The organism is Dialister sp., from assembly GCF_051885895.1.
GTDB lineage: Bacteria > Bacillota > Negativicutes > Veillonellales > Dialisteraceae > Dialister.
In genome coordinates this window covers 20,374-42,422 of record NZ_JBJEXP010000002.1, presented here as the reverse complement: position 1 = coordinate 42,422, position 22,049 = coordinate 20,374, and the positions used below count along the sequence as shown (strand labels likewise).

Below are 22,049 nucleotides of genomic sequence, written 5' to 3'. Positions count from 1 at the left end.
CCTTTCTTTTTTGCATTTCAGCTTATTTTCTCCGAAATCCGGCCAGGAGTACAGGACTGGGAATCTGGGAAAGAAAAACGCCGGCAGTCATAGCAGCAACTCCGATAGTCTGCCGGAACGTAAAGGATTCATTCAGGAAAAGCAGACCGGAAAGACCGCCGAATACCATTTCCATACTGAGTATCATGGACGCTTCTGTAGGAGGCATATATTTCTGTCCTACCGCCTGCAGAGTGTAGGCTACACTGGTGGAAAAAACACCTGTATACAGGATGGGCCAAGCTGCGCCTTTCACTCCGGAGAGAGTAGGCGTTTCAAAAAGAAAAGCCAGAATTAGATTCAGTACACCGGTGACCATGAACTGTCCCGCTGAAAGAAGGACAGGCGAAAAGCGCTGCGTCAGATAATCCAGCATATGAATCTGCACAGTAAACGCAACGGCACATAAAAGCATAAGCCCATCACCGAAATTGATGGACAGATCTTCTGTAATAGAAATAAAATAAACCCCTGTTATAGCCAGAAGTGCCCCTATTAAATGATTTCGAAGAAGAGGATGTCCCAGGAAAAGTCCGGCTATAGGCACCATAAGAAGATAGTTGGCAGTAAGGAAGCTTGCTTTAGAAGCCGTCGTATACTGCAGTCCCACCTGCTGCAGGGTAGCCCCCAGAAAAAGAGGAATACCTACCATCAGAAAAGCTATCCACTGCGGTATACGGGTAGGGACAGGGCTTTTCTCCTGATGATGGAAGTACAGAAAAGGAAAAAGCGCCAGAGAACCAATGACGAATCGGACACCATTAAAGGTAAAGGGACCCACTGTATCCATTCCCACCACCTGGGCCACAAAAGCAAATCCCCATATCAAAGCAGCTGACAGCAGCAGCAGACGATATTTCATATATCCTACTCCTTAAGGTATAATAGAGGAAGATTCCATCATTCCGGAAGCACTGAAGATTTTTGTTGTATTCTCATCCAATGAATCAGTGCTTTCATTATATCAGATTCTGAAGCGGCAGGGAAAATAAAAGGCCGAAGAGTGATTTCTATGATATAATTCTCCCTTCCTATACTTTAATCCTTTTTCGCTTCATATTGTATGTAAAAAGGAGTCTTCCATGAAAGAAATCGTAATTGCTCAACCCTTAGGCATTTCAAAAAAAACACTGCAGGAACTTTCTTCTCCTCTCATCGAAGAGGGATTTCACATAAGCGTCTGGGACAGTCTGCCTGAAAATCAGGAAGAGCTGGGACAAAGACTTGAAAAGGCCGATCTTGCAGTGATTGCCAATTATCCACTAAAAAAAGAAGCCCTGAATAAGGCCTCTTCACTGAAATATATCTGTGTAGCTTTTACAGGAGTCGACCATGTGGATATCGATACCTGCAGAGAAAGAAATATCGCCGTATCCAACTGTGCCGGCTACTCTACGGAATCGGTAGCTGAACTTACGCTGGGCATGATTCTTTCCCTCTACCGCAAACTGGCAGAAGGCCGTGAAGCTGCTGCAGGAGGAAGAACAGGTCTGGGCCTTAGAGGCATTGAAATCAAAGGCCGCACGGTAGGCATCATAGGGACCGGTGCTATCGGCTATAGAACTGCTGAACTGGCTAAAGCGTTTGGCGCTTCTGTCATTGGCTTCAATCGCTCACACAACCATCCTGATCTGCAGTACAGCGATCTGGATACTCTGCTCAAAACAAGTGATATCGTCACTATTCATCTTCCTCTTACAAAGGAAACAAAACATTTTATCAATGAAGAAAAATTATCTCTCATGAAAAAAGATGCTATTTTAATTAATACTGCCAGAGGCGGAATTGTTGATAACGAAGCCCTGGCCCGTTTCCTGCAGGAAGGAAAAATTGCCGGAGCCGGTATTGATGTATTCGATATGGAACCTCCTCTTCCCCAGGATTATCCTCTGCTTCATTCTCCTCATACGATTCTTACACCTCATGTAGGTTTCGATACACAGGAAGCCATGAAGCGGAGGGCTGTTCTTGTCTTTGATAATCTGAAAAGCTGGATTGCCGGCAAGCAGAAAAATGTGATCTGCTGAATTTAGAAATCTTCTGATTTCTGTTTAAAGATGAACATCCTCATTCTATTACCAGCCCTGCCCCAAGGCAGGGCTTTTTCATATCTTCAGGAACAGGAGCATACAGTGTTCTGCCTGACAATCCTTCCAGTGTTCCTGTTAATGATGGAAAAACCATTTCCCATGCGTGGAGGAGCTGCCGCTCCGCATGAATTTTTTCCGAGAAATGACGACTTTCCGGAGTGCAGTATTTTCTTTCTCCCAAAAGAGGATGCCCTGCATGGGCAAAATGAACCCGGATCTGGTGAGATCTTCCGGTAATAAGTTCTACCTTTACCAGTGAAAAATAATTTCCCTGCCATTCTCCTTCTCCCAGTTTCTTATACCTGGTTTCTACAGGCTTTGCTCCCGGGGCGGGGCTGTCAGAGCAGGAGACTTCATTACGATTTCTATCTTTGATCATATATCCTTTAAAAATGCCTTCCGCTTCCGTCTTTCCCAAAACCAGTGCCAGATAAAATTTTTTAACCTGCCGGGTACGTATCATTTCATTAAGTCTTTGAAGAGCTTCCATATTTTTCCCTGCCAGCACAAGACCACTGGTATTCCTGTCAAGTCTGTTGCAGATCGATGGATGAAAAACCGGTGTAATCTTATCATTTAAATATGTCAGAACGCCATCATTCAAAGATGGCACGCTGCTCCCTCCCTGAGATGGAAGGCCTGCCGGTTTATTCAGCACTAAAACATCCTGGTCCTCATAGATAATAAATGACTGAAAACGAGGTATTTCTTTCTTTACTTCATCCCGCTCCTTTTCCATAAATTTAGCCAGGGTTTCTGCAGAAAACCACACTTCTATCCTGTCTCCGGCAGAAAGTTTTTCCCGTCCCTCCATCTTTTTCCCATTGAGGGTAATATTTTTCTTCCTCATACTTTTCCGAATCAGCCCCATAGGCGCCTTCGGCAGGATACGAGTCACATACTTCAATGACAGTGTTCCTGCTTCTGCAGGAGATATGATCCAGTTTTTCATAAACTCTCACCTCCTGATTTCAAAATGAAATGCTGCCATCTTTCATTTCAGCAAAGGCTTCCAGCTTCCTGCGATCCGTCTTTCCCGTTGATGTCCGGGGAATGGAAGCAAGTACCAGAAAACGGGATGGAATTTCCCATGCCTGCAGATGGCGGGACAGTTGTTTGATGATATCAGGCACATAAAGCGCATTTCCAACTAAAAAGGCAGTCATCCGGTCATCACCGTTCGGCTGATGAATACCGATAATTTCCGCATCCTCCACTCCTTCTGTCATGAGAAGAAAAGACAGTACCTTCTGCCTTGACACATGATTGCCCTGAATATGATACATATCCTCTCGCCGCCCAAGGAAATGAATATATCCATCTTCGTCCAGCCTGCCCAGATCATGGCAGCTCCAGGGCATGGATATGCCTTCCACTCCATAAGGAGTGTTAACCATAATTTGTCCATCTTTAATTGAAACCTGTATTCCCGGGAAAGGCCTGCCAACATTATCGGGAGAATGCAGAATGTCTTTGCCTTCTATATAGGAGACATAACTTAATTCCGAAGCACCATAGTATAGAATGACTTTGGCAGAGGGAAACCGCTGTTCCAGACGTGAATACAAGGATGCCGTCATAAGCTGGGATCCTGTAAGAATATAGGAAACATTTTCTGCCATCCCTTTAACCTTGGAAAGAGGTGACAGTTTGGAAGGAATCATATACACATGGGTTATTTTTTCCTTTGAGAGACGGGTCATCCAGTTTTTCGGAAGCAGCCGGCTGCTTCCATGAAGTGAAGCCCCCTCAGAAAGAAAATCCATAACCATGTTCAGATTCCCTGTAAAAGCCAGGGAGCCATGAAAGAAAAGCCGGGAACTGCCATCTACTTTAAATATCCTGTCCTGCACAGGAAAAAAGTCCGACCAGCTCTCTTCCCTGCGAAAAAGTACTTTGGGAAGGCCGCTGCTGCCGGAAGTCAAAACGCCAAAGCCTGCGGAATGAATCGGAGCACTCACCTGCTCAAAAGCATATAACCTGCCAGAATCTTTCATGGGAAGCGTTGAAATCGATTCATCTGAAAGAAGCAGACCTACCGGCTGTTTTTCCAAAAGCGCACGGATCTCTTCCTCTTTCAGATATTCATGGAAAAGAACAGGTACACCTCCAGCCGCTTCTACTGCAAGAAAATAAAGAAGCTGGTCCAAAGGATGATGAAGGTAAAGAGCAGTCAGTCGACAGACAGGAGAAAAAAGAGACAGCCTCTTTTTTTCTTCTTCCACAAAGTGCAGTGCCTGACCAAATGTTAAGGAAATATCCTCATCCTGATAGAAAAGAGCCCCTTCTTTCTGTTTTCCCCAATGGATCAGATAATCATAAAATTTCATTTTATCACCTCCAGGGGAAAAGAAAAGGATCTTTTTCTTTCCATTGATCCCCGTATCCAGGTTTCTTTTTCTACATGACGAATCAGAATTGCTTCCGCTACTCCTCCGGCTGCTGGAATAGCAACCACTCCATAACGGCCATTTTCCTTTTCCAAAATTTTCATCAGATGAATCATAATTTCTGCTCCGCTGGCACCATAAGGATGACCATAGGCAAGGGCTCCGCCCCAGCGGTTCAGCCGCGATGCCGATTCAGGGTGCTTTTTACGAAAAGCAGCACTGATGACGGCAAAAGCTTCATTATACTCAAACGCATCTATATCACTGTAAAAAAGCCCCTGTTCTGCCAATAGAGAAGCTACCGCCATATCTGCTGACAAAGGCGGTATCTTGGGGTCAGCACCAATCAGTCGAATGGCCTGGATTTCCGCCGACGGTATGATTCCCTGTGACCGGAACCATTTTTCCGATCCAAGAAGGACAAAGGCAGCACCATCATTAATAGTACATGTATTAGCAGCTGTCAGAATGCCATCAGGAACCTCAGTTACCCTGGGGGCCCGGGCCAGCAGTTTTTCTGTCATCCTCTTACGAACAGCTTCATCCCTGAAACTGCCAAAAAGAGGGACAATAACATCCTTCAGCCATCCTTTTTCATCAGCATCCTTTGCTCTTTTCTGACTGATCAGAGCAGCTTCATCAGCCTCTTTTTTTGAGATTCCCGCAGCTTTGGCCGCTCTTTCGGCGCCCAGCAGCATGGCATTATCTCCAAATTCCCCAGGAATAAACTGGGCCGCAGTAAACTGGGGATTTCTTAAATGACTCCGCTCATCATTTTCAGGATACCGGCGCAATGGCTGAAGAGAAGCACTTTCTGCGCCGCCTGCCATAACCACACTCCATTCTCCCGTCATAACGGCCAGCGCAGCCATATGAATCGCCGCCAGTCCGGAAGCGCACTGCATATCTATGGTAAAAGCAGGGATTTTCTCTGAAAACCCACCTTCCAGCAGAAGGAGACGGCCTATATTCCCTCCCGGCCCCACTGCATTCCCGCAGATAAGGGCATCCGGTCCCTCTATGCCATACTTCTGGCAAACTTTTTGGGCCACTAAGCCACCTAAAATTTCCGGTCTTATTTTTTTAAATATACCGTTTCTGATTCCGATATGGCTTCGAAGTCCGCCGGCCAGATAAACTCTATTCATTGCCGCACCGCCTCAAAACATAAAAACTGAGTAGTTCCATAGAGGGTATTCCCTCTTTCTCTAATATATACTGCTTCTTCTCCATACACAGGATAATGAAAACGGATTCGAAACGTTTCTGCTTTCCATTGCTTCTGCAGTTCCAGGGCAATTTGAAAACCACTGACTACCGGATGCTGCATCTGGTGAATATTGTTGTGATCTCCCAGAGACCTGCTGCATTTTCCTATTTCATCATTCCGAAAGATCCGCCAGAATATCCCCTTATCCCCTGCAGCCGGTTCACTTTTTACAGGTGTGGAAAAGGGAAATAAAAGAATATCCATTCTTTCTCCTCCGACCCGATCAAACGCAGAAATTTTTATAATTCTATTCCCCTCAAAGGATATATCATACCTGCTCGAAGGGTCCTGCTTTCCTCTCCTGTATTTCAATTCTCCCATCACCATCCCCTGCCATTCTTCCCTCCATGTACGGCAGAGAGCCTTTATGATTTCTTCCATTTTGTCACCTTTTTTACAAAAAGTCCCTGTTTTCTTTAAAACGGAAAAAGCGGAAAGCTTCCTGCTTCCCGCCTATTTTCTGCAAGAAATGCCATCTGAAATCATCCAATTTCCGGATAGACAGCATCTTCCTAAAATTCACCAACCAATCTTCTCCTGTACTTGCTCACAAGGAAAGAGGCCAGAAGAATTTTGGCGAAATCTCCCGGAAGAAAAGGAAACATGCACATCACCATGGAAGCCCAGATTCCTGTGCCGGTAAGGAACATAAACCATGCCAGTCCCATCACATAGCAAACTGCTGTACCGGCAATGGTAGCAATCATCATATTTTTAAAAGAGTATCCCCATTTTTCTGATACAAGGCCAACGACAAAGGCCATAGGTGCAAATCCGATGATGAATCCACCGGAAGGGCCTGCAATAACTGATACCCCTGCACGCATCATGGAAAATACAGGAACTCCTGCCATTCCTAAAAGAAGATAGATGATAATTGCAAGAAGTCCATACCTTTTTCCTAAAAATCCTCCCGCCATAAGCACTGCAAAAGTACCAAGAGTGATGGGGACAGGCTGAATAGGAATGGTAATCTGAGAACAAACTGCCGTTACTGCGGCAAATAAAGCACATAAAACCTGCATGCGGATGGAATGATTCTGATTCATAATGACCTCCTGTTGTTGGATTCATTATAAAATCATCAGTATAATTTGTCAACTGTCATAATTATATAGTTAACAAATGTTAATGATAGAGGCCAAGCTCTATTATCCTGCCGAATCATATTAATCATCCATGAACCACATTCTTCCCGCACCATCACCCGCTGTTTCACTCATAGAGCACCGGTATCCAGTATGCTTCATTTCCTGCTATCTTCTCATCGCTGAAGCGGGCATAAACAGCGGAAGGCCGATCACCCAGCATAAAGCAGGACAGAGTAACATATCCCTCCATAATTCCTACATCTGTTTTCGTAACAATCTTCTGCTGTGGGATATACTGCTGGATCAGGCAGGATTCACTGTTCCGACATACTATATCTTCCTCTTCTTCTACTTTTTTCCGGTATACTGTTTCCCCGTTTCCATTAATAATGTCTATGCCACGTCCTTCCCTGCCCCATACTGGCTTCCTGATCCATAAAGAGTTCTTATCTTTTCCTTCCAGTCGGAAATCCCTCTGGAAAAAACACTCCGGAATATATGTCCTGATGATTTCCTGTTCTTTTTCATTAAAAAAGGCATGTTCTTCCATTAATGCATATAAAAGGGCCTGAAATGCCTTTGACTGCATAATAATAGATTCCGGTGGATTCATCATATGGAAACGGTGATTAATATAGCCGTCCATCATCAATTCTCCCAGGGATGATCCATCCTGATCCGCCCGCTCTTCTATAAGAATTTCCATGGGATGCATACGATATAGAAAAGAAACCTTTCTGCCGTCAGGCAGGGCAGGGCTTCCATCTTCCATCACCGCCAGACGATAAAAGGATTCAAAAAGAATATGGCTCCTTACATCCTCAGGCACCGCTTCCTTCATGGCATTCATCAGGAACTTTGTGGTTCCCAGATCTTCAATATAATCATCAAAGCAGGAAAAAAGAATCGGATGCTCTTCCAGTTCCCTGCTGTTCATATTTCCACAGCATCGGAGATATACATCCAGCATAAAGCTGCGGAGCCCATTCATCTCAAAGGCATTGGGATTTTCTTTTCCGAAATATCTGCCTGCCACACCATTGGCATAATATGCTTCAATCTCCGCGCAGGGTGTATCTGCATTGATTTCCACCATGCGGATCTGTCCTGTCTTTTCATCAATGACATAATCAAATCTAGAAATCCAGGTGGGAAGATCTTTCATGGCATTTCCCTGGTGCAGGTATTTTCTGAGTCCTGCAGGAATTTCCATAGCATCCATAAAGTCATCCCCACAGTCTTGTGCTCTTTTTACCGCTTTGGCAAAAATATGATAAAGTGCCCCGCTGACTCGACGCAGTTCTTCTATCTGTTTCCTGCTTACAATTAAAGGCAGATGCGTAGGATAGCGAAATGGATACCCCGGGTATTCCACATAGGGAAAAATATTTCTATCCAGTTCATCCATAAAAGTCTTTTCCATCAGGACGCACCTCCTCTGGCACCGGCACTGCCAAATCCGGTTTTTCCTCCTGCCGGTGCTTTAACGGTAGAATCCCCATTGGACTTGCCGGATGTATAGGATGAATCCTTATTTTTATTATAAGATCCGCTGCTGGTATTCTGCTGTTTCTGCTCTGTATAGGCAGGTCTGTCATTCAGTACACTGCCGGTATTTCTGTCGTAATGACCTGAATAACCGTTAATTCCATGAAAGAGGAAATAACTCATCATCAGGAGCGGCAGCAGACTGGAAGCACCGGATACATACTGAAGATTATCATTTTCATCCCGCCGGAAAGTTACTTCTTCTCCATTATCATACCTGGCTGTTTCTGTCCCATCTGCATTCTTAATGAGATGATAGGTCCTGCCATTCTCATCAGTCAGAGTATTTTCCTCCACCTTCTGCTCCTGCCCGCAGCCTGCCATCATAACAGCAGCACCTCCGGCCGCCATAAAAGCAGCCAGTATGGCTGCTGTCCTAGCACTTCTATACATGCCCTGTCTCCTTTATTGATACGGTAAAAAATCAGGTTTCACTGCTCCAAATCCCCTTTTGCCAAAAAGCACCGATGCATTTTCTGTATTAATTCTTTGCCTGATGCACCACAATCTGGGGAAAAGGAATATCTATGCCTGCCTGATCGAAACCTTCTTTCACTTTGATATACAGTTCATTCTGGGCATCATAATATTTCTGCCGGTCTACCTGCGCTCTTACATAAATGCGGATAGACGATTCCGCCAGAGAATTAACATAAATCGGAAGATTATCTTTATTCAGTACAAAACTGTCCTCTGTAAAAATCTTTTTTAAAAGAGCAATGCAGTCAGGCAGGTTAGTATCGTATCCTACATCAAATGTAAATTCCAGATTCCTTGTCTCAAAGGCAGAATAATTTTTAATTACGCTGTTAATAAGAGAAGAATTCGGAATAACAATCATCTGGTTTCCTAAAGTAGAAATCAGGGTATACATGATACGGATATCTGTAACCGTTCCCTGGCTGGATCCAACCTGAATATAATCCCCTACGCGGAAAGGGCGGAAAATCAGAATAAAAATGCCGGAAGCCACATTTCCGATATTATCCTTAAGCCCCAGAGCAATAGCAAGGCCAATGCCGCCGAAGGCCGCTGCCAGCGTTCCGGCCGCTACCCCGGCAGTTCCCAGGGACACGATGGCTACAATTGCAAGGCAGAAGAAAAATATAATTTCTGAAATAAATGTCTTGGCTGAAGGATCCACATTGCTCTTTTCCAGGATATGTTCCACTGCTTTACGGATATACCGGCAGATGATATAACCTACAGCAAATAAGATAACCGCTTCAATAATATCCAGTCCCTTTGTCAGAGCAAATAATTTCAAATCGCTGATAAATTTAGCAGTAATACCGATTTCATCGGTTACTACTTTTGTCACTGCATTTGTTTCCAATAGAAAAATCCTTTCTGCATAAAAAACATAAATCCTGATTCATTAATTCAATCTCTGTTTCTTTATTTTATCATACTTATGAAATAACCTGCTCCCAAAGTAAAAGCGGTGTTTCATAAGAACACCGCTTTTACTTTGGAAATATAACTTCGGTTAAATATCTGCTTTTCCTGCAGCCTGTCTTTCACCGGCAGCAATAATATTTTCAATCACCATAGTAGTCGTTACACTGCCTACACCGCCGGGAACAGGAGTAATGGCTCCGGCCGTTTCTGAAACCGCCTCAAAATCCACATCTCCTACTGTTTTCCCATTGACCCGGTTAATGCCTACGTCAATGACAACAGCTCCCGGTTTCACCATATCCGTCGTAATGGCACCTGCGTGACCGACTGCGGCTACAAGGATATCCGCCTGCCGAGCTGTTTCCTTCAAATTTTTCGTATGGGAATGACAGATGGTAACAGTAGCATTTCTTTTCAAAAGCATGAGGGAAACCGGTTTTCCTATGACATTGCTTCGCCCTATAACCACTGCCTTCTTTCCATCCGGATTGATTCCATAATGGTCAAGAATAGCCATCACTGCCCGGGGAGTGCATCCAAAGAGACCTTCTTTGCCGGCAAAGAGCCTACCTGCATTGGTATCTGTAAGACCATCTACATCCTTGTCAGGATCTATGAGGGAAATCATCTTTTCTGCATTGATTCCGGCTGGAAGCGGCATCATCATAAGGATTCCTGTTATTTCACGATCATGGCTCAAATCAGTGATCAGGCTTCCGAGTTCTTCCTCTGTAATATCTTCTGACTCCCGGAAAATTTCCGATTCAATTCCATAGCCTTTGGCCACTTTCTGCATAAAAGATGCATACATGGCGGAAGGCTTGCTGTTCCCGGCCAGAATAATGGCCAGCTTGGGTTCATAATGTTTTTCTCTTAAAGCAGCCAGTCTCTCTTTTAGAACCTTTTCGAGAGAAGCTGCCGTTTCTTTTCCATCTAAGATTTCTGCCATTTTAGAACAGTCCTGTGATATTTCCATCATCATCTACATCAATCCGTTCTGCTGCCGGATGTTTCGGCAGTCCGGGCATAGTCATAACCTTACCGGTAAGAACTACTACAAACCCTGCGCCCGCTGAAATTTTGACTTCCCGTACATGAAGAACAAAGCCGGAAGGTGCTCCTAACAGAGCAGGATCATCACTGAAGGACGCCGGCGTTTTGGCAATGCATACAGGAACATTACGGAAGCCCATGTCTTCAATATGTTTCAATTCCTTTTCTGCAGCACTGTCATACTGTACGCTTCCGGCACCATAAATTTTCTTGGCAATCGTTTCAATCTTATCTTTCAAGGGAAGATCAAGATCATAAAGCGGTTTATAGTCTGAGCCCCTGTCAATGGCTTCCAGCACCTTCCTGCCAAGATCAAGACCACCTTTGCCGCCATCTACAAAGACAGTGGATTCCGCTACCGGAACTCCTGCTTCCGCGCAGGCATCTTCAATAACTTTCTTTTCTTCCGCCGTATCACTGGGGAACATATTCAGTGCCACCACAATAGGAAGTCCAAACTTCTTCAGGTTGGAAATATGGCGAAGCAGATTGGGCAGCCCTTTCTTTACCGCTTCCGGATCGGATTTAGTCAATTCATTCTTCGCTTTTCCACCATTCATTTTAAGAGCGCGGATGGTAGCTACCAGAACGGCTGCTTCAGGTTTCAATCCGGCAAAACGGCACTTGATATCCAGGAATTTTTCAGCCCCCAGATCAGCACCGAATCCCGCTTCCGTTACCACGTAATCTGCCAGATGAAGAGCTGTGCGGGTAGCAAGGACAGAATTACATCCGTGAGCAATATTAGCGAAGGGTCCTCCGTGAATAAAGGCCGGTACATGCTCAAGTGTCTGAACCAGATTCGGTTTCAGCGCATCCTTCATCAAAGCAGCCATAGCCCCCTGGGCATGGATATCACCTGCTGTTACAGGCTGATTGTCATAGGTATAGGCCACAATAATTTTAGCAAAACGCTCCTTCATATCATGAATAGAATCTGCCAGGCAAAGGATAGCCATCACTTCAGAGGCTACAGTAATATCAAACCCGTCTTCTCTGGGAACTCCATTGGCGTGACCGCCAAGGCCTACTACAATATGACGAAGTACGCGGTCATTCATATCCTCTACACGTTTCCAGACAACCCGTCTCGGATCAATGCCCAGGGCATTGCCCTGCTGAATGTGGTTGTCAATCATGGCAGCCAGAAGATTATTGGCTGCGGTAATGGCATGAAGATCTCCGGTAAAATGAAGGTTAATATCTTCCATAGGAACTACCTGGGAATAACCGCCGCCGGCAGCGCCTCCCTTAACACCCATGCAGGGGCCAAGAGAAGGTTCACGAAGACAGATCATTGTTTTCTTTCCAAGCTGTGCCAATGCCTGTCCAAGTCCTACAGTAGTGGTTGTTTTCCCTTCACCCGCAGGAGTGGGTGACATGGCGGTAACAAGGATCAGGTGACCCATGGGGTTCTTTTCCAACTCTTTTGTCAGTTTTAATGAGATCTTTGCCTTATAAGGGCCATAATTTTCGAGATCTTCTGCAGGAATACCAATGGAAGCACCAATTTCTTCAATCGGTTTTAATTTTGCTTTCTGTGCAATTTCAATATCACTTAACATCGTTTCCACTCCTTCAATGCCCAACCGCTAAAAAATTGTTATAGCTTTTTTTATTATAGCATACGAAACACATCGTTTATACAGAAGCTTTGACTGAAATCTTTACCCGATACCAGCGAAAAAATGATGAATTTGCAAAGTCAAATTTCACAAGTATTTTGATACAGGATACCTATACAGGCATCCTGTATATCTTATGAAAATCAACGTGCAAAAAGAACCTCAATAATAATTCAATCAGTATGTCCCTAGTCATGGTGTGAAAAATGAACCTTCACATTATCTCCTCTCTTTACCCGAGCTCCGATTCCCGGATCCTGCCTGTCAGCAAATCCACTGCCATCAGGCTGGAATCCAAGCCCTGCTCTGGTCAGCCATTCTCCTACATCTCTCATGGACCAGCCGGTGAAGCTGGGAAGACGGAATTCCCTGGCATTCTCCGGTGGAAGCTTAGGCTTGTACAGTTCAATAGGCTTGTTCTGAGGTTTAGCATGAATGCTCTGATCATCCAGAGTCGGAACTTTAAGATAGCGCATAATCTGCGTCATAGCTTCCTTAAAAACCGGCGCTGCCACCTGACCGCCGTAGTAAGTTCCTTTCGGCGTATCAAGCACAACAAGGCATATGGCCTTGGCATCTTCCGTAGGTCCAAATCCGCAGAAAGAAGCTATATACTGGCCATTCAGATAGCCGCCGTTCACCGGATCCAGCTTTTGGGCCGTGCCGGTCTTCCCTGCCATATGATATCCTGGAACTTTGGCATTCGTCCCGCCGCCTTCGGATACTTCCTTTTCCATCATATCCTTCACATCATCGGCTACCTTCTGAGAAATAGGATCCCCGCTGTATTCCACCGGTGTCACTTTGTAATCCGAGCCATCTGCATTTTTGATGGATTGTATAATATGAGGCTTCACCATTTTCCCGCCATTGGCAATAGCGCTGTAGGCCTGCACCATCTGCAGCGGCGTCACTGCAATTCCCTGACCGATTGACATGGTGGCTACATCAATAGGACGCATGTCTTTAGGTTCAAAAAGAATGCCGCTTCCTTCACCGGGAAGTTCGATGCCTGTAGGCTTGCCGAAGCCAAATTTTTTTGCATACTCCGTCAGTGTATCTCCGCCTGTCAGGAGGCCGATATGAGCAAAGCCTGTATTTATGGAAAATTTCAAAATATCAACCAGACGGACATCACCATAGGATTCATCATTCCAATTGCGGATCGCATGCCCGGACGCCCAGACTGCCCCGGGATCATGCCAGACTCTGGTCGTATCATAAGTACCGGCAGAAAGAGCTGCAGAAGCTATAATAGGCTTAAATGTGGACCCCGGCTCATAAATATCTACGACTGCACGGTTTTTAAATTCCGCTTCCGTAGCTTTGTCATAATGGTTTGGATCATAAGACGGACGATTTCCAAGAGCCAGGATAGCTCCCGTTTTAGGATCCATGACAATAATGATGCCTCCCCCTGCATGGGTGGCTGTCATGGCCCGGTCCAGTGCCCGTTCCGCATAGAACTGGATATTCTGATCAATGGTAAGATAAACTGATTTTTCTTTTTTAGCCTTATAGGGAGCCATGGCTGACTTCAGGATAGGATTTCCTCTGGCATCAGTTAATATATGCTGTTTATTCGCTCCGCCGCGGATCAGATCATCCAGAGACATTTCCAGCCCGTCCAGCCCTTTATCATCAAGGCCTACAAAACCAAGGACATTGGCTGCCATAGATCCATTAGGATAAAATCTTCGGCTTTCATCGAAGAATCCAAACCCTTTCCATTTCTTTTCTTTAATCAGGTTTTCTACTTTATCCGAATCTTCAGGATCCATAACCCGTTCCAGCCAGACAAACCGTGTATCTTGAGACAGATCCTTTGCCAGATCCCCCTCTTTCCGATGCAGGAGCGGCGCCAGTTCTTTAGCTGCTTCTTCCGGACTGACGTTCATGGTACCGGGATCGGCGTAGAAAGATTTAACCATAATAGAAAAGGCCAGTTCTCTTCCGTTGCGGTCAAAAATTGTACCGCGGGGTGAATAGAGCGTCTGTATGCCTTCTGTCTGGTTCATAGCCATTTCTTCATACCGATGTCCCTGTACGATTTGCACCCACATAAGACGAAGAAGTAAAAGTCCTCCTATAAGACAGATGACGAACGAAAGTCCCAGGCTTCGCTTCCGCATCCGATTTCTAGGCAGTTCCTTTTTCATGGTCCCTTCTCCTCTTAAATCTTACTGCTGCATCATAGAGAGCAGCAGGTTCATTTTTCAGATTTCCATTCTGTACGCGGAGAAGAAGGTTTTTCATACCTTCCCCTGTAAGACTGCCCAGCACTTCAGGCACCTCTCTGCCATAATGAAGTTCCCGAGTAGTAACCGGTATAGTCATGGCAAGATCTTCCATATATTTTCCAAAAGCACTATGGCCTTCTGTAGCGGAAAGTGGGCGTCCACATCCGATAATATCTGCATTTCCCAGATCTGTCATCTGTCGAAAAGCTTCTGCCATATCAGCGGAAGAACGGAATGTCCCGCTCCGTGCCAGACTGCGCATCCATTTCACTGCATTGGCATCCTGGAAATTGGCAAAATAGTGAAACTTCATATGATTCTCCACCAGCCATACCACTCGATCAATAAAATCGGCAGGTTTCCGCCAGCGGGTCAGAATGTCCCGAGCCATTAAAGCCCCTTTTGTATCATGCCCATAATCTGTCAGTTTTCCTTTGCGCACAGCTCGAATTCCAGGCATTCCTTTTCCTACATCATGGAGCAGGGCGGCCCAACGGTTTACCGGAAGAGGTGCGGATGCATCCACTACAGCCAGAGTATGATACCAGCCATCATATTTATGAAATTCCTTCTGCTGCGGCAGTCCCACCAGATGAGAAAGTTCCGGAAGAATGGGAACCTCAGTGAAAGTACCATTTTCCCGAATCCGGCAGGAGAGATTATTCAGTCCACTCCGTACCAGAAGATCCAACCCGCGAGCCGCATGAGGTGTCAGCAGAAGGCGGTCTATTTCATCTCTAACCCGTTCCAGAGACAGCCCACTGACCCTGGGAAAAGCGGCTTCCATTCCTTCCACCAGTCTGCTGTCCGCCATGAAATCAAGTTGTCCTAAAAAACGGCAGGCGCGAAAAAGCCGAAGAGCATCTTCTTTGAAACGGCTTTCTGCATCTCCTACGGTACGTAGCTTTTTATTCTTCAGATCTGACAATCCATTGAAATAATCATAAAGACAGCCGTCTCTATCCACTGCCATGGCGTTCACCGAAAAATCACGGCGGCTTACATCTTCTTCCAGTGTATCCGCAAATGATACGGACAGGGGCCTGTGAGAATCGTCACCGTAAAACTCTCTGCGAAAAGTAGTAACTTCATAACTTTGGTCTTTCCGCACTACGATCACCGTACCAAAGCGTCTTCCTCCGCCGTCAAACGTTTTCCATCCATGCGCTGACGCTATCCGGGCAATTTCATCTGGACGGGCGGACGTAGTAATATCCCAGTCATGGGGAGACAATCCCATGAGAAGATCTCGCACGCAGCCGCCTACTATGTAAGCTTCCCTGCCTGCACCTTCTAATCCCTGGAGAATGGCAAGTGCGCCCTCATCTATTTTTCCCTTTCTCTCCTCTTCTGAAAGATCCTGAAACCCGACCTGACGAATACGAGAAACGAAATGATGTATTAAGTCCATCCGAAACTGCCTTTCCTACGCTTCTGCACTCCAGAAAGCATTTGAAATTCGCTTTCACAGGCAGAGCATATATATTTGGTATGTATTTCTATTATATACTTCTGGAGAATAGGAGAAAAGGGCTTTGCAAGACAGATGCCCCATGATCAGCAGAACCGGATTTCATCAGGAGTATGGATAAAAATCTATACTGCCCTGAGTTTCCTCTCCACAAAAACAAAAATCCACAGACAGTCAGCAGTTGACTGTCTGTGGATTTAGAAAAAGTCAAAGGAAATAATTCCTCAGTCCTTGTACTGTTCCGGAAGTTCAGTAACTCTGGCCACGCCGGAAGCAATGGCAGCTTTAGCTACGGCTTTGGCCACTTCATGAGGAACTCTTTCATCAAATACATCGACCACCACATGGTCCGGATCCAGCGTACACTTGGTAGCCAGATCAGCCAGTGCATGAGCAGCGGCCAGCTTCATTTCTTCATTAATCTGACGGGCCCTCACATCCAATGCACCGCGGAAAAGTCCGGGGAATACGGAAGAGTTGTTTACCTGGTTATGCATATCGCTTCGACCGGAGCCATAAATATAAACTCCTTTGGCTTTTGCTTCTTCTTCCATAATTTCCGGTACCGGATTGGCCATTGCAAAGACAATGCTCTTATCCGCCATTGTCTTGATTGCATCATTATTGAATACGCCAGGCGCAGAGCAGCCGATAAGTACATCAGCACCTTTAACTGCATCGGCAAAAGTGCCCTGCCTGTTTTCCGGATTGGTTTTATGAATCAGTTCCAGCTGTACCCGATCCCGGTTTCCATTGTCATAAAGAATGCCTTTAGAGTTAAGGACTGTCATATTTTCCGGTTTTACACCATCTTCCAGAAGCAGTCTGGCAATAGCAGTACCTGCTGCACCGGCACCATTCATAACAACCTTGATTTCATCAATCTTTTTACCAGTCACTTTCAGTGCCCCAAGAAGAGCTGCCAAAGCGGCAATGGCTGTGCCATGCTGGTCATCATGGAATACAGGAATATTCATGATTTTTTTCAGCTCATCTTCAATATCATAGCATTTCGGAGAAGAAATATCTTCCAGGTTGATGCCGGCAAAATTCTTTTCCAGAAGTTTTACTGTATGAATAAATTCATCTTTATCCTTTGTATCCAAAACAATCGGAATCGCATCAATATTGCCAAATCTCTTATACAGAGCAGACTTTCCTTCCATAACAGGCATAGCTGCAGCAGCTCCGATATCTCCCAGACCAAGAACACGGGTACCATCAGAAATAACTGCCACCACATTGCCTCTCCAGGTCATTTCCAGAGAAAGATCTTCATCTTTTTTGATTTCCAGACAGGGAGCAGAAACACCGGGCGTATAAACGATAGCCAGATCATGTCCATCTTTCATATCTGCATTTAATGCAGTCTTAATCATCTGATGCTTTTCTTTTCTAAGCGCAATAGCTTCTTTTTTCAGTTCTGCTGTATCCATTTTTTCCTCCTTATAAAATAAAAGAATACAATCAGTCTTTAATGGCAGGCATATTTCTGCCATTGAAAATTTCATACATTTCCTGTTTCAGCAGCCGGCGGATTCTTTTCACTTCTTTTTTATCCAGGTCATTTTCTGTCATATCAAAAAGATAGTTATCCAAATGAAAATCATGAAGAAGCATTTTCGTATGGAAAATATTTTCCTGGTAAACATTGACATCAATCATGTCATATTTATGCCGAAGTTCCGGTGCCATGTAATTCTGAATGGAATTGATCCTATGATCAATGAAGATTTTCTTGCCCCTTACATCCCGGGTAAAGCCTCTTACCCGATAGTCCGTAATGACAATATCTGCATCAAAGGAGCGAAGAAGGAAGTTCAAAGCATTTAAAGGCGAAATCTGACCACAGGTGGATACATCAATATCAGCCCGGAAAGTACAGATACCATCCTGCGGATGCATTTCAGGATAAGTATGCACCGTAATATGGCTTTTATCCAAATGGGCCACCACATCCTGTCTTTCCACTTCTTCTTCCGCAATGAGCATTGTTACACTGGCTCCCTGGGGATCATAGTCCTGCTGGGCGATGTTCAAAACCTGCGCACCAATGGTATCGGCCACTTTCTGAAGAATTTTAGTCAGTCTTTCGGCACTGTACTGCTCATCAATATAAGCAATGTACTTTTTTCTCTCCTCTTCTGTACTGGCATAGCAGATATCATACATATTGAAGCTCAGAGTCTTCGTCAGGTTATTGAATCCGTAAAGTTTAAGCTTACTCCTTTTCATGAAGTAAACTGACACCTCCCCCATCTGTCCCATCTGGTGGAACACTCAAATTATAACATAAGGTTATATAAATTAAAATAGGCTATCAATAGGTATACCTTTTAAGTATCAATAAGTGTAAACTCTATAACTTTATAGTAACCTATTCATTTCTATTCATTTCTATTCTTTTTTCAGTTCTTCCAGCAGGGCACGTAAAGCTCTGCCGCGATGGCTGATTTTATTCTTTTCTTCCATAGGAAGTTCTGCCATGGTTTTACCATACTGAGGCAGATAAAAGAGAGGATCATAACCAAATCCACCCTGGCCCTGATAAAAATCACGAATTATCCCTTCACAGGTTCCTTCTGCCGTCAATTCCCTGCCATCAGGCCACACCAGAGCCACGACACAAACATACCGGCCTTTGCGGTCATCTCCTGTATAAGAAGAAAGGTCGCGGATCAGCTTTTGGTTATTTGCCTCATCATCCCCATGGACTCCGGCATAACGAGCGGAATAAATTCCCGGTTTGTCCCCTAAAACGTCAGCAATAATTCCCGAATCATCGGACAGGACCGGAAGATGAACAGCTTTGGCATAATAACGAGCCTTTATAAGTGCATTTTCCTTAAAGGAAGTTCCCGTTTCTTCCGGTTCCGGAACATGAGCTACGTCTGCTATGGGAATCGCTTCCCATCCGATTTCAGAAAAAGCTTTCTGAAATTCTCTGATTTTACCTTTATTATGGGTTGCTAAAACAATTTTCATATAGTGCTTCCTTTCATTTATGTTAACGAGTGCCCCATCATAAGGCCCACTGCGTTTCTCTTCGCCTTTCGCCAATTTTCCTCTGCATCCGCCAAATTAGACACCGCTTCCCTTGCCATCCTGCTGCTCTCTGCAATAGTATGCTCATCAGATACAGGAAGAGGTATCCTCAGAAAACGGGAAAGCGTAAAGGCATACTCTTCTCCTGCTTTCATAGTGTTCAGGAAAAGATGCCCTACCGGACCGTCAAGATACAATTTTAAGTACCAGGCTGAATATTTTCCTTTACTTCTGAGTCCAAATACCTGATCCCCTGCCATATACACATTTCCTTCCTCCACAGGAAGCAAATGGATTTGACCTTTATGGACTGAAATGGCCAGATCTCCTTCCTGAAGAAGAATCCCTTCTTTCTTTCCATCCGAGAGGAAAGCTTTGACTTCATCTTTTCGGATTTCCGAATCTGTTATGGAGGCAGTTGTAAGAAGAGAATACTGTCCCTCTGGAATAGTTTCTTTGGTAATTATCTTAAACTCCTGCTCCACGGCATGATCCATCTGAAGGATATTTCCTGCCAGAATAGCCTGCAGCGCCGGAAATGCATTATAAATATATACGTCATAATTCCATTCATCAGCCTGCGCAAAGGAATCAAAAGGCAGTCTGAGCATTTCAAAAAAGCGGCAGGCTTTTTCCGCAAATATGACATTGCCAAAAGAGATGGACTGCTTTTTCTTCTCTCCAAAACGAAGGAAAGCGTATTCAAGGCCTCCCAAAGAAAGATCATAATAGGCTTCCATCTTTTTTTCGGAAAGAATTTCTTTCTTAATGTTTTCCATAGAAACATCAGAAATGGAAAAAGCCGGATAAGGGAGAATCCAATCCATCGTTCCTTCATCCGATAATCGTGAAAGAAGAGATAATTCTTCGCTGCTGTCCCCATGTCCAAAATGGAAAATATAATCATAGGATATGGTATCTTCTTTCAGTTCATCTGAAGTAAGCAGACGGCAGCGGGGAAAGACCAGCTGCAGTTTCTTTTTCCAGGAAGGACTTTCTACCACAAAAGCCAGCCGTTTGTCCGGCAGCCGGTCCGCTATCCTGGCTGCATAGACCATATAGGATTCTACGCCGGAAAAAAGAACTGTCTTTCCGGATTTCTCTGCTCGCTTAAGAGCTTCTTCCACCAGAGATTCCATTTCCTTTCCAGTCTGGTGTATTCCCGGTGCAAAAGCCATAGGATCCACCCGCAGAGCAAGGGTATATACCCTTACATATGTATCAGCATCTCCTTCGTACATGCCGAGCCGGTCTGCGGTCTTTTTCATATTTTCGTAAAGGTCTTCAATAGATATACCATACTGCTGATTGGCAGGATTTAAAAAAAGGACATAATCCAGATACCGTGCCCGCATAATTTCGTAGAAAATCCGGTCAGCCGGCACTCCATACCTGGCAAAAGTCTCTGTTGCATCATGGATATCTTCCATTGTCATTACCGGTATCATAATTTCCTCCTGTTGCATCTTTATTTTGTATTATACGACATAGATGCTGAAAAAGGCTACTCCCCCTAAAAAGTGCCTCTCCCGTCCACCAAAAAATTCAACAGACTGAAAACTTTCTCAAAAGAAAAACGCCCATGGATAACCATGAGCGTTCCACCATTCTGCAACGGATTAACGTTTGGAGAACTGGCTTGCTTTTCTTGCTTTCTTAAGGCCGTATTTCTTACGTTCTTTCATTCTCGGATCGCGGGTAAGCAGTCCTGCACTCTTCAGTACTTTTCTGTAATCTGCATCTACATCCAGCAGTGCTCTGGAAATGCCATGACGGATAGCACCTGCCTGGCCGGTACGTCCACCGCCCTGTACATTAGCGATTACGTCATAAGCGGAGGTGGTCCCTGTCAGTTCCAGCGGCTGTTTAATGATGAGTTCAAGAGTAGCCAGATCGAAGTAATCTTTCAGATCACGGCCATTGATAGTAATATTACCCTGTCCCGGTACCAGACGGACTCTGGCAACGGATGTCTTTCTGCGGCCAGTGCCGTAGTATGTAGCTTCTGCCATTTCTTATTTCCTTCCCTTCCGGTTAACGGATATCAAACTTTAATTCTTCAGGTTTCTGTGCTGCATGCGGATGTTCGCTGCCTGCATAGACATGAAGCTTACGATACATCTGAGCGCCGAGCTTGTTCTTCGGAAGCATGCCGCGGATTGCATGTTCAACAACCCATACCGGTCTTTCACGAAGAGCATCTCCTGCCTTCTGGTATCTGTCGCCACCGATGTAACCGGTGTAATGGAAGTAAACTTTTTTCAGTTCTTTCTTGCCTGTCAGAACGACTTTGTCTGCATTGATGATGATGACATTGTCACCGGTATCAACATGCGGTGTGTAGGTAGGTTTATTTTTGCCGGACAGAACTTTTGCAACGTTAGCAGCAAGGCGGCCAACGGTCAGTCCATCAGCATCTACGATATACCATTTACGGGTAATATTGCCCGCATTGGCCATAAATGTGGTTTTCATTATAAATGATTCCTCCTGAATAAAAAACAGAACCGCAAGACATCGTCCTTCCTCCGGGGCTAGTGGTTTCCGGACAAATCTCACAAGGAGTATTATAACCTTTTCTGATAATCCTGTCAAATTATTTTTTATATGTTTTTACAGAAGTCTCAAAAGCGTTAAATCAGCTGTTTGATGATTCAAGAGACACAAAAACCTCACCATAAAAAGCACTGCACTATAACTCATTCATATTCGGAATTCAGATATAGATTTTTTTTATTTCTATGTTTAATGTCACTTTATATCAGTTATATGTACACTATCCCTTT

The 22,049-nt window shown here is 44.7% G+C and carries 19 protein-coding genes; 1 reads left to right on the top strand and 18 read right to left on the bottom strand.

Translation table 11 applies throughout. From position 1 onward, the window contains the following. Window positions 1-22: 22 nt before the first annotated feature. Window positions 23-901 (bottom strand): DMT family transporter, encoded by an 879-nt coding sequence (locus ACI4N7_RS00210; RefSeq protein WP_439731351.1) that lies wholly within the window; start codon window positions 899-901, stop codon window positions 23-25. Between the two features lie 220 nt (window positions 902-1,121). Here ACI4N7_RS00210 and ACI4N7_RS00205 point away from each other — a divergent pair, with 220 nt between their 5' ends. Continuing rightward, window positions 1,122-2,066, top strand: a complete 945-nt coding sequence (locus ACI4N7_RS00205; protein ID WP_439731350.1) for an NAD(P)-dependent oxidoreductase — start codon at window positions 1,122-1,124, stop codon at window positions 2,064-2,066. 40 nt (window positions 2,067-2,106) lie between these two features. Here the strand turns inward: ACI4N7_RS00205 and ACI4N7_RS00200 are convergent, their stop codons facing one another. From ACI4N7_RS00200 to rplM, 17 genes are all read right to left on the bottom strand, one after another. Then, complete coding sequence (locus ACI4N7_RS00200) at window positions 2,107-3,081, bottom strand: RluA family pseudouridine synthase (RefSeq protein WP_439731349.1); 975 nt, start codon at window positions 3,079-3,081, stop codon at window positions 2,107-2,109. A gap of 19 nt (window positions 3,082-3,100) precedes the next feature. Beyond that, window positions 3,101-4,459 carry an AMP-binding protein gene (locus tag ACI4N7_RS00195; protein ID WP_439731348.1) on the bottom strand — a complete coding sequence of 453 codons (1,359 nt, stop codon included), beginning with the start codon at window positions 4,457-4,459 and terminating at the stop codon, window positions 3,101-3,103. Then, a complete protein-coding gene (locus ACI4N7_RS00190) occupies window positions 4,456-5,667 on the bottom strand; it encodes a thiolase family protein (RefSeq protein ID WP_439731347.1) in 1,212 nt (403 codons plus the stop codon). Before ACI4N7_RS00190 ends, ACI4N7_RS00195 begins: the two co-directional genes overlap by 4 nt. Before the next feature lie 634 nt (window positions 5,668-6,301). Continuing rightward, the gene (locus ACI4N7_RS00185; RefSeq protein ID WP_439731346.1) at window positions 6,302-6,838 is read right to left on the bottom strand and encodes a biotin transporter BioY; all 537 of its coding nucleotides are present in this window, start codon (window positions 6,836-6,838) and stop codon (window positions 6,302-6,304) included. A 166-nt stretch (window positions 6,839-7,004) separates the two neighbouring features. Further along, window positions 7,005-8,303 carry a glutathionylspermidine synthase family protein gene (locus ACI4N7_RS00180; RefSeq protein WP_439731345.1) on the bottom strand — a complete coding sequence of 433 codons (1,299 nt, stop codon included), beginning with the start codon at window positions 8,301-8,303 and terminating at the stop codon, window positions 7,005-7,007. Continuing rightward, window positions 8,303-8,821 (bottom strand): hypothetical protein, encoded by a 519-nt coding sequence (locus ACI4N7_RS00175; protein ID WP_439731344.1) that lies wholly within the window; start codon window positions 8,819-8,821, stop codon window positions 8,303-8,305. Before ACI4N7_RS00175 ends, ACI4N7_RS00180 begins: the two co-directional genes overlap by 1 nt. A gap of 88 nt (window positions 8,822-8,909) precedes the next feature. Then, entirely contained in the window at window positions 8,910-9,764 is an 855-nt protein-coding gene (locus ACI4N7_RS00170; RefSeq protein WP_439731343.1) for a mechanosensitive ion channel family protein, read from the bottom strand. 153 nt (window positions 9,765-9,917) lie between these two features. Next, complete coding sequence (locus ACI4N7_RS00165; protein WP_439731342.1) at window positions 9,918-10,778, bottom strand: bifunctional 5,10-methylenetetrahydrofolate dehydrogenase/5,10-methenyltetrahydrofolate cyclohydrolase; 861 nt, start codon at window positions 10,776-10,778, stop codon at window positions 9,918-9,920. 1 nt (window position 10,779) lies between these two features. Then, window positions 10,780-12,447 (bottom strand): formate--tetrahydrofolate ligase, encoded by a 1,668-nt coding sequence (locus ACI4N7_RS00160; RefSeq protein WP_439731341.1) that lies wholly within the window; start codon window positions 12,445-12,447, stop codon window positions 10,780-10,782. 248 nt (window positions 12,448-12,695) lie between these two features. Next, on the bottom strand, window positions 12,696-14,666 hold the full coding sequence (locus tag ACI4N7_RS00155) for a penicillin-binding protein (protein WP_439731340.1): 1,971 nt from the start codon (window positions 14,664-14,666) through the stop codon (window positions 12,696-12,698). Continuing rightward, window positions 14,647-16,158, bottom strand: a complete 1,512-nt coding sequence (locus tag ACI4N7_RS00150) for a CCA tRNA nucleotidyltransferase (protein WP_439731339.1) — start codon at window positions 16,156-16,158, stop codon at window positions 14,647-14,649. Before ACI4N7_RS00150 ends, ACI4N7_RS00155 begins: the two co-directional genes overlap by 20 nt. Window positions 16,159-16,442: 284 nt before the next feature. Then, entirely contained in the window at window positions 16,443-17,654 is a 1,212-nt protein-coding gene (locus ACI4N7_RS00145) for an NAD(P)-dependent malic enzyme (protein WP_439731338.1), read from the bottom strand. Between the two features lie 31 nt (window positions 17,655-17,685). Continuing rightward, on the bottom strand, window positions 17,686-18,453 hold the full coding sequence (speD, locus tag ACI4N7_RS00140; RefSeq protein WP_439731337.1) for an adenosylmethionine decarboxylase: 768 nt from the start codon (window positions 18,451-18,453) through the stop codon (window positions 17,686-17,688). A 162-nt stretch (window positions 18,454-18,615) separates the two neighbouring features. Beyond that, window positions 18,616-19,203, bottom strand: a complete 588-nt coding sequence (locus ACI4N7_RS00135) for an XTP/dITP diphosphatase (RefSeq protein ID WP_439731336.1) — start codon at window positions 19,201-19,203, stop codon at window positions 18,616-18,618. A gap of 17 nt (window positions 19,204-19,220) precedes the next feature. Next, window positions 19,221-20,711, bottom strand: coding sequence for a hypothetical protein (locus ACI4N7_RS00130; protein WP_439731335.1), 1,491 nt, complete (start codon window positions 20,709-20,711; stop codon window positions 19,221-19,223). A 171-nt stretch (window positions 20,712-20,882) separates the two neighbouring features. Continuing rightward, the gene (rpsI, locus tag ACI4N7_RS00125) at window positions 20,883-21,275 is read right to left on the bottom strand and encodes a 30S ribosomal protein S9 (protein WP_008859421.1); all 393 of its coding nucleotides are present in this window, start codon (window positions 21,273-21,275) and stop codon (window positions 20,883-20,885) included. Between the two features lie 22 nt (window positions 21,276-21,297). Further along, the gene (rplM, locus tag ACI4N7_RS00120) at window positions 21,298-21,738 is read right to left on the bottom strand and encodes a 50S ribosomal protein L13 (RefSeq protein ID WP_296097056.1); all 441 of its coding nucleotides are present in this window, start codon (window positions 21,736-21,738) and stop codon (window positions 21,298-21,300) included. Window positions 21,739-22,049: the final 311 nt, after the last annotated feature.

Excerpts from the sequence above, each read along its gene's own strand:
- ACI4N7_RS00210 (WP_439731351.1), bottom strand. The coding sequence starts at position 901 with ATGAAATATCGTCTGCTGCTGCTGTCAGCTGCTTTGATATGGGGATTT.
- ACI4N7_RS00205 (WP_439731350.1), top strand. The coding sequence starts at position 1,122 with ATGAAAGAAATCGTAATTGCTCAACCCTTAGGCATTTCAAAAAAAACA.
- ACI4N7_RS00200 (WP_439731349.1), bottom strand. The coding sequence starts at position 3,081 with ATGAAAAACTGGATCATATCTCCTGCAGAAGCAGGAACACTGTCATTG.
- ACI4N7_RS00195 (WP_439731348.1), bottom strand. The coding sequence starts at position 4,459 with ATGAAATTTTATGATTATCTGATCCATTGGGGAAAACAGAAAGAAGGG.
- ACI4N7_RS00190 (WP_439731347.1), bottom strand. The coding sequence starts at position 5,667 with ATGAATAGAGTTTATCTGGCCGGCGGACTTCGAAGCCATATCGGAATC.
- ACI4N7_RS00185 (WP_439731346.1), bottom strand. The coding sequence starts at position 6,838 with ATGAATCAGAATCATTCCATCCGCATGCAGGTTTTATGTGCTTTATTT.
- ACI4N7_RS00180 (WP_439731345.1), bottom strand. The coding sequence starts at position 8,303 with ATGGAAAAGACTTTTATGGATGAACTGGATAGAAATATTTTTCCCTAT.
- ACI4N7_RS00175 (WP_439731344.1), bottom strand. The coding sequence starts at position 8,821 with ATGTATAGAAGTGCTAGGACAGCAGCCATACTGGCTGCTTTTATGGCG.
- ACI4N7_RS00165 (WP_439731342.1), bottom strand. The coding sequence starts at position 10,778 with ATGGCAGAAATCTTAGATGGAAAAGAAACGGCAGCTTCTCTCGAAAAG.
- ACI4N7_RS00160 (WP_439731341.1), bottom strand. The coding sequence starts at position 12,447 with ATGTTAAGTGATATTGAAATTGCACAGAAAGCAAAATTAAAACCGATT.
- ACI4N7_RS00155 (WP_439731340.1), bottom strand. The coding sequence starts at position 14,666 with ATGAAAAAGGAACTGCCTAGAAATCGGATGCGGAAGCGAAGCCTGGGA.
- ACI4N7_RS00150 (WP_439731339.1), bottom strand. The coding sequence starts at position 16,158 with ATGGACTTAATACATCATTTCGTTTCTCGTATTCGTCAGGTCGGGTTT.
- ACI4N7_RS00145 (WP_439731338.1), bottom strand. The coding sequence starts at position 17,654 with ATGGATACAGCAGAACTGAAAAAAGAAGCTATTGCGCTTAGAAAAGAA.
- speD (WP_439731337.1), bottom strand. The coding sequence starts at position 18,453 with ATGAAAAGGAGTAAGCTTAAACTTTACGGATTCAATAACCTGACGAAG.
- ACI4N7_RS00135 (WP_439731336.1), bottom strand. The coding sequence starts at position 19,203 with ATGAAAATTGTTTTAGCAACCCATAATAAAGGTAAAATCAGAGAATTT.
- ACI4N7_RS00130 (WP_439731335.1), bottom strand. The coding sequence starts at position 20,711 with ATGATACCGGTAATGACAATGGAAGATATCCATGATGCAACAGAGACT.
- rpsI (WP_008859421.1), bottom strand. The coding sequence starts at position 21,275 with ATGGCAGAAGCTACATACTACGGCACTGGCCGCAGAAAGACATCCGTT.
- rplM (WP_296097056.1), bottom strand. The coding sequence starts at position 21,738 with ATGAAAACCACATTTATGGCCAATGCGGGCAATATTACCCGTAAATGG.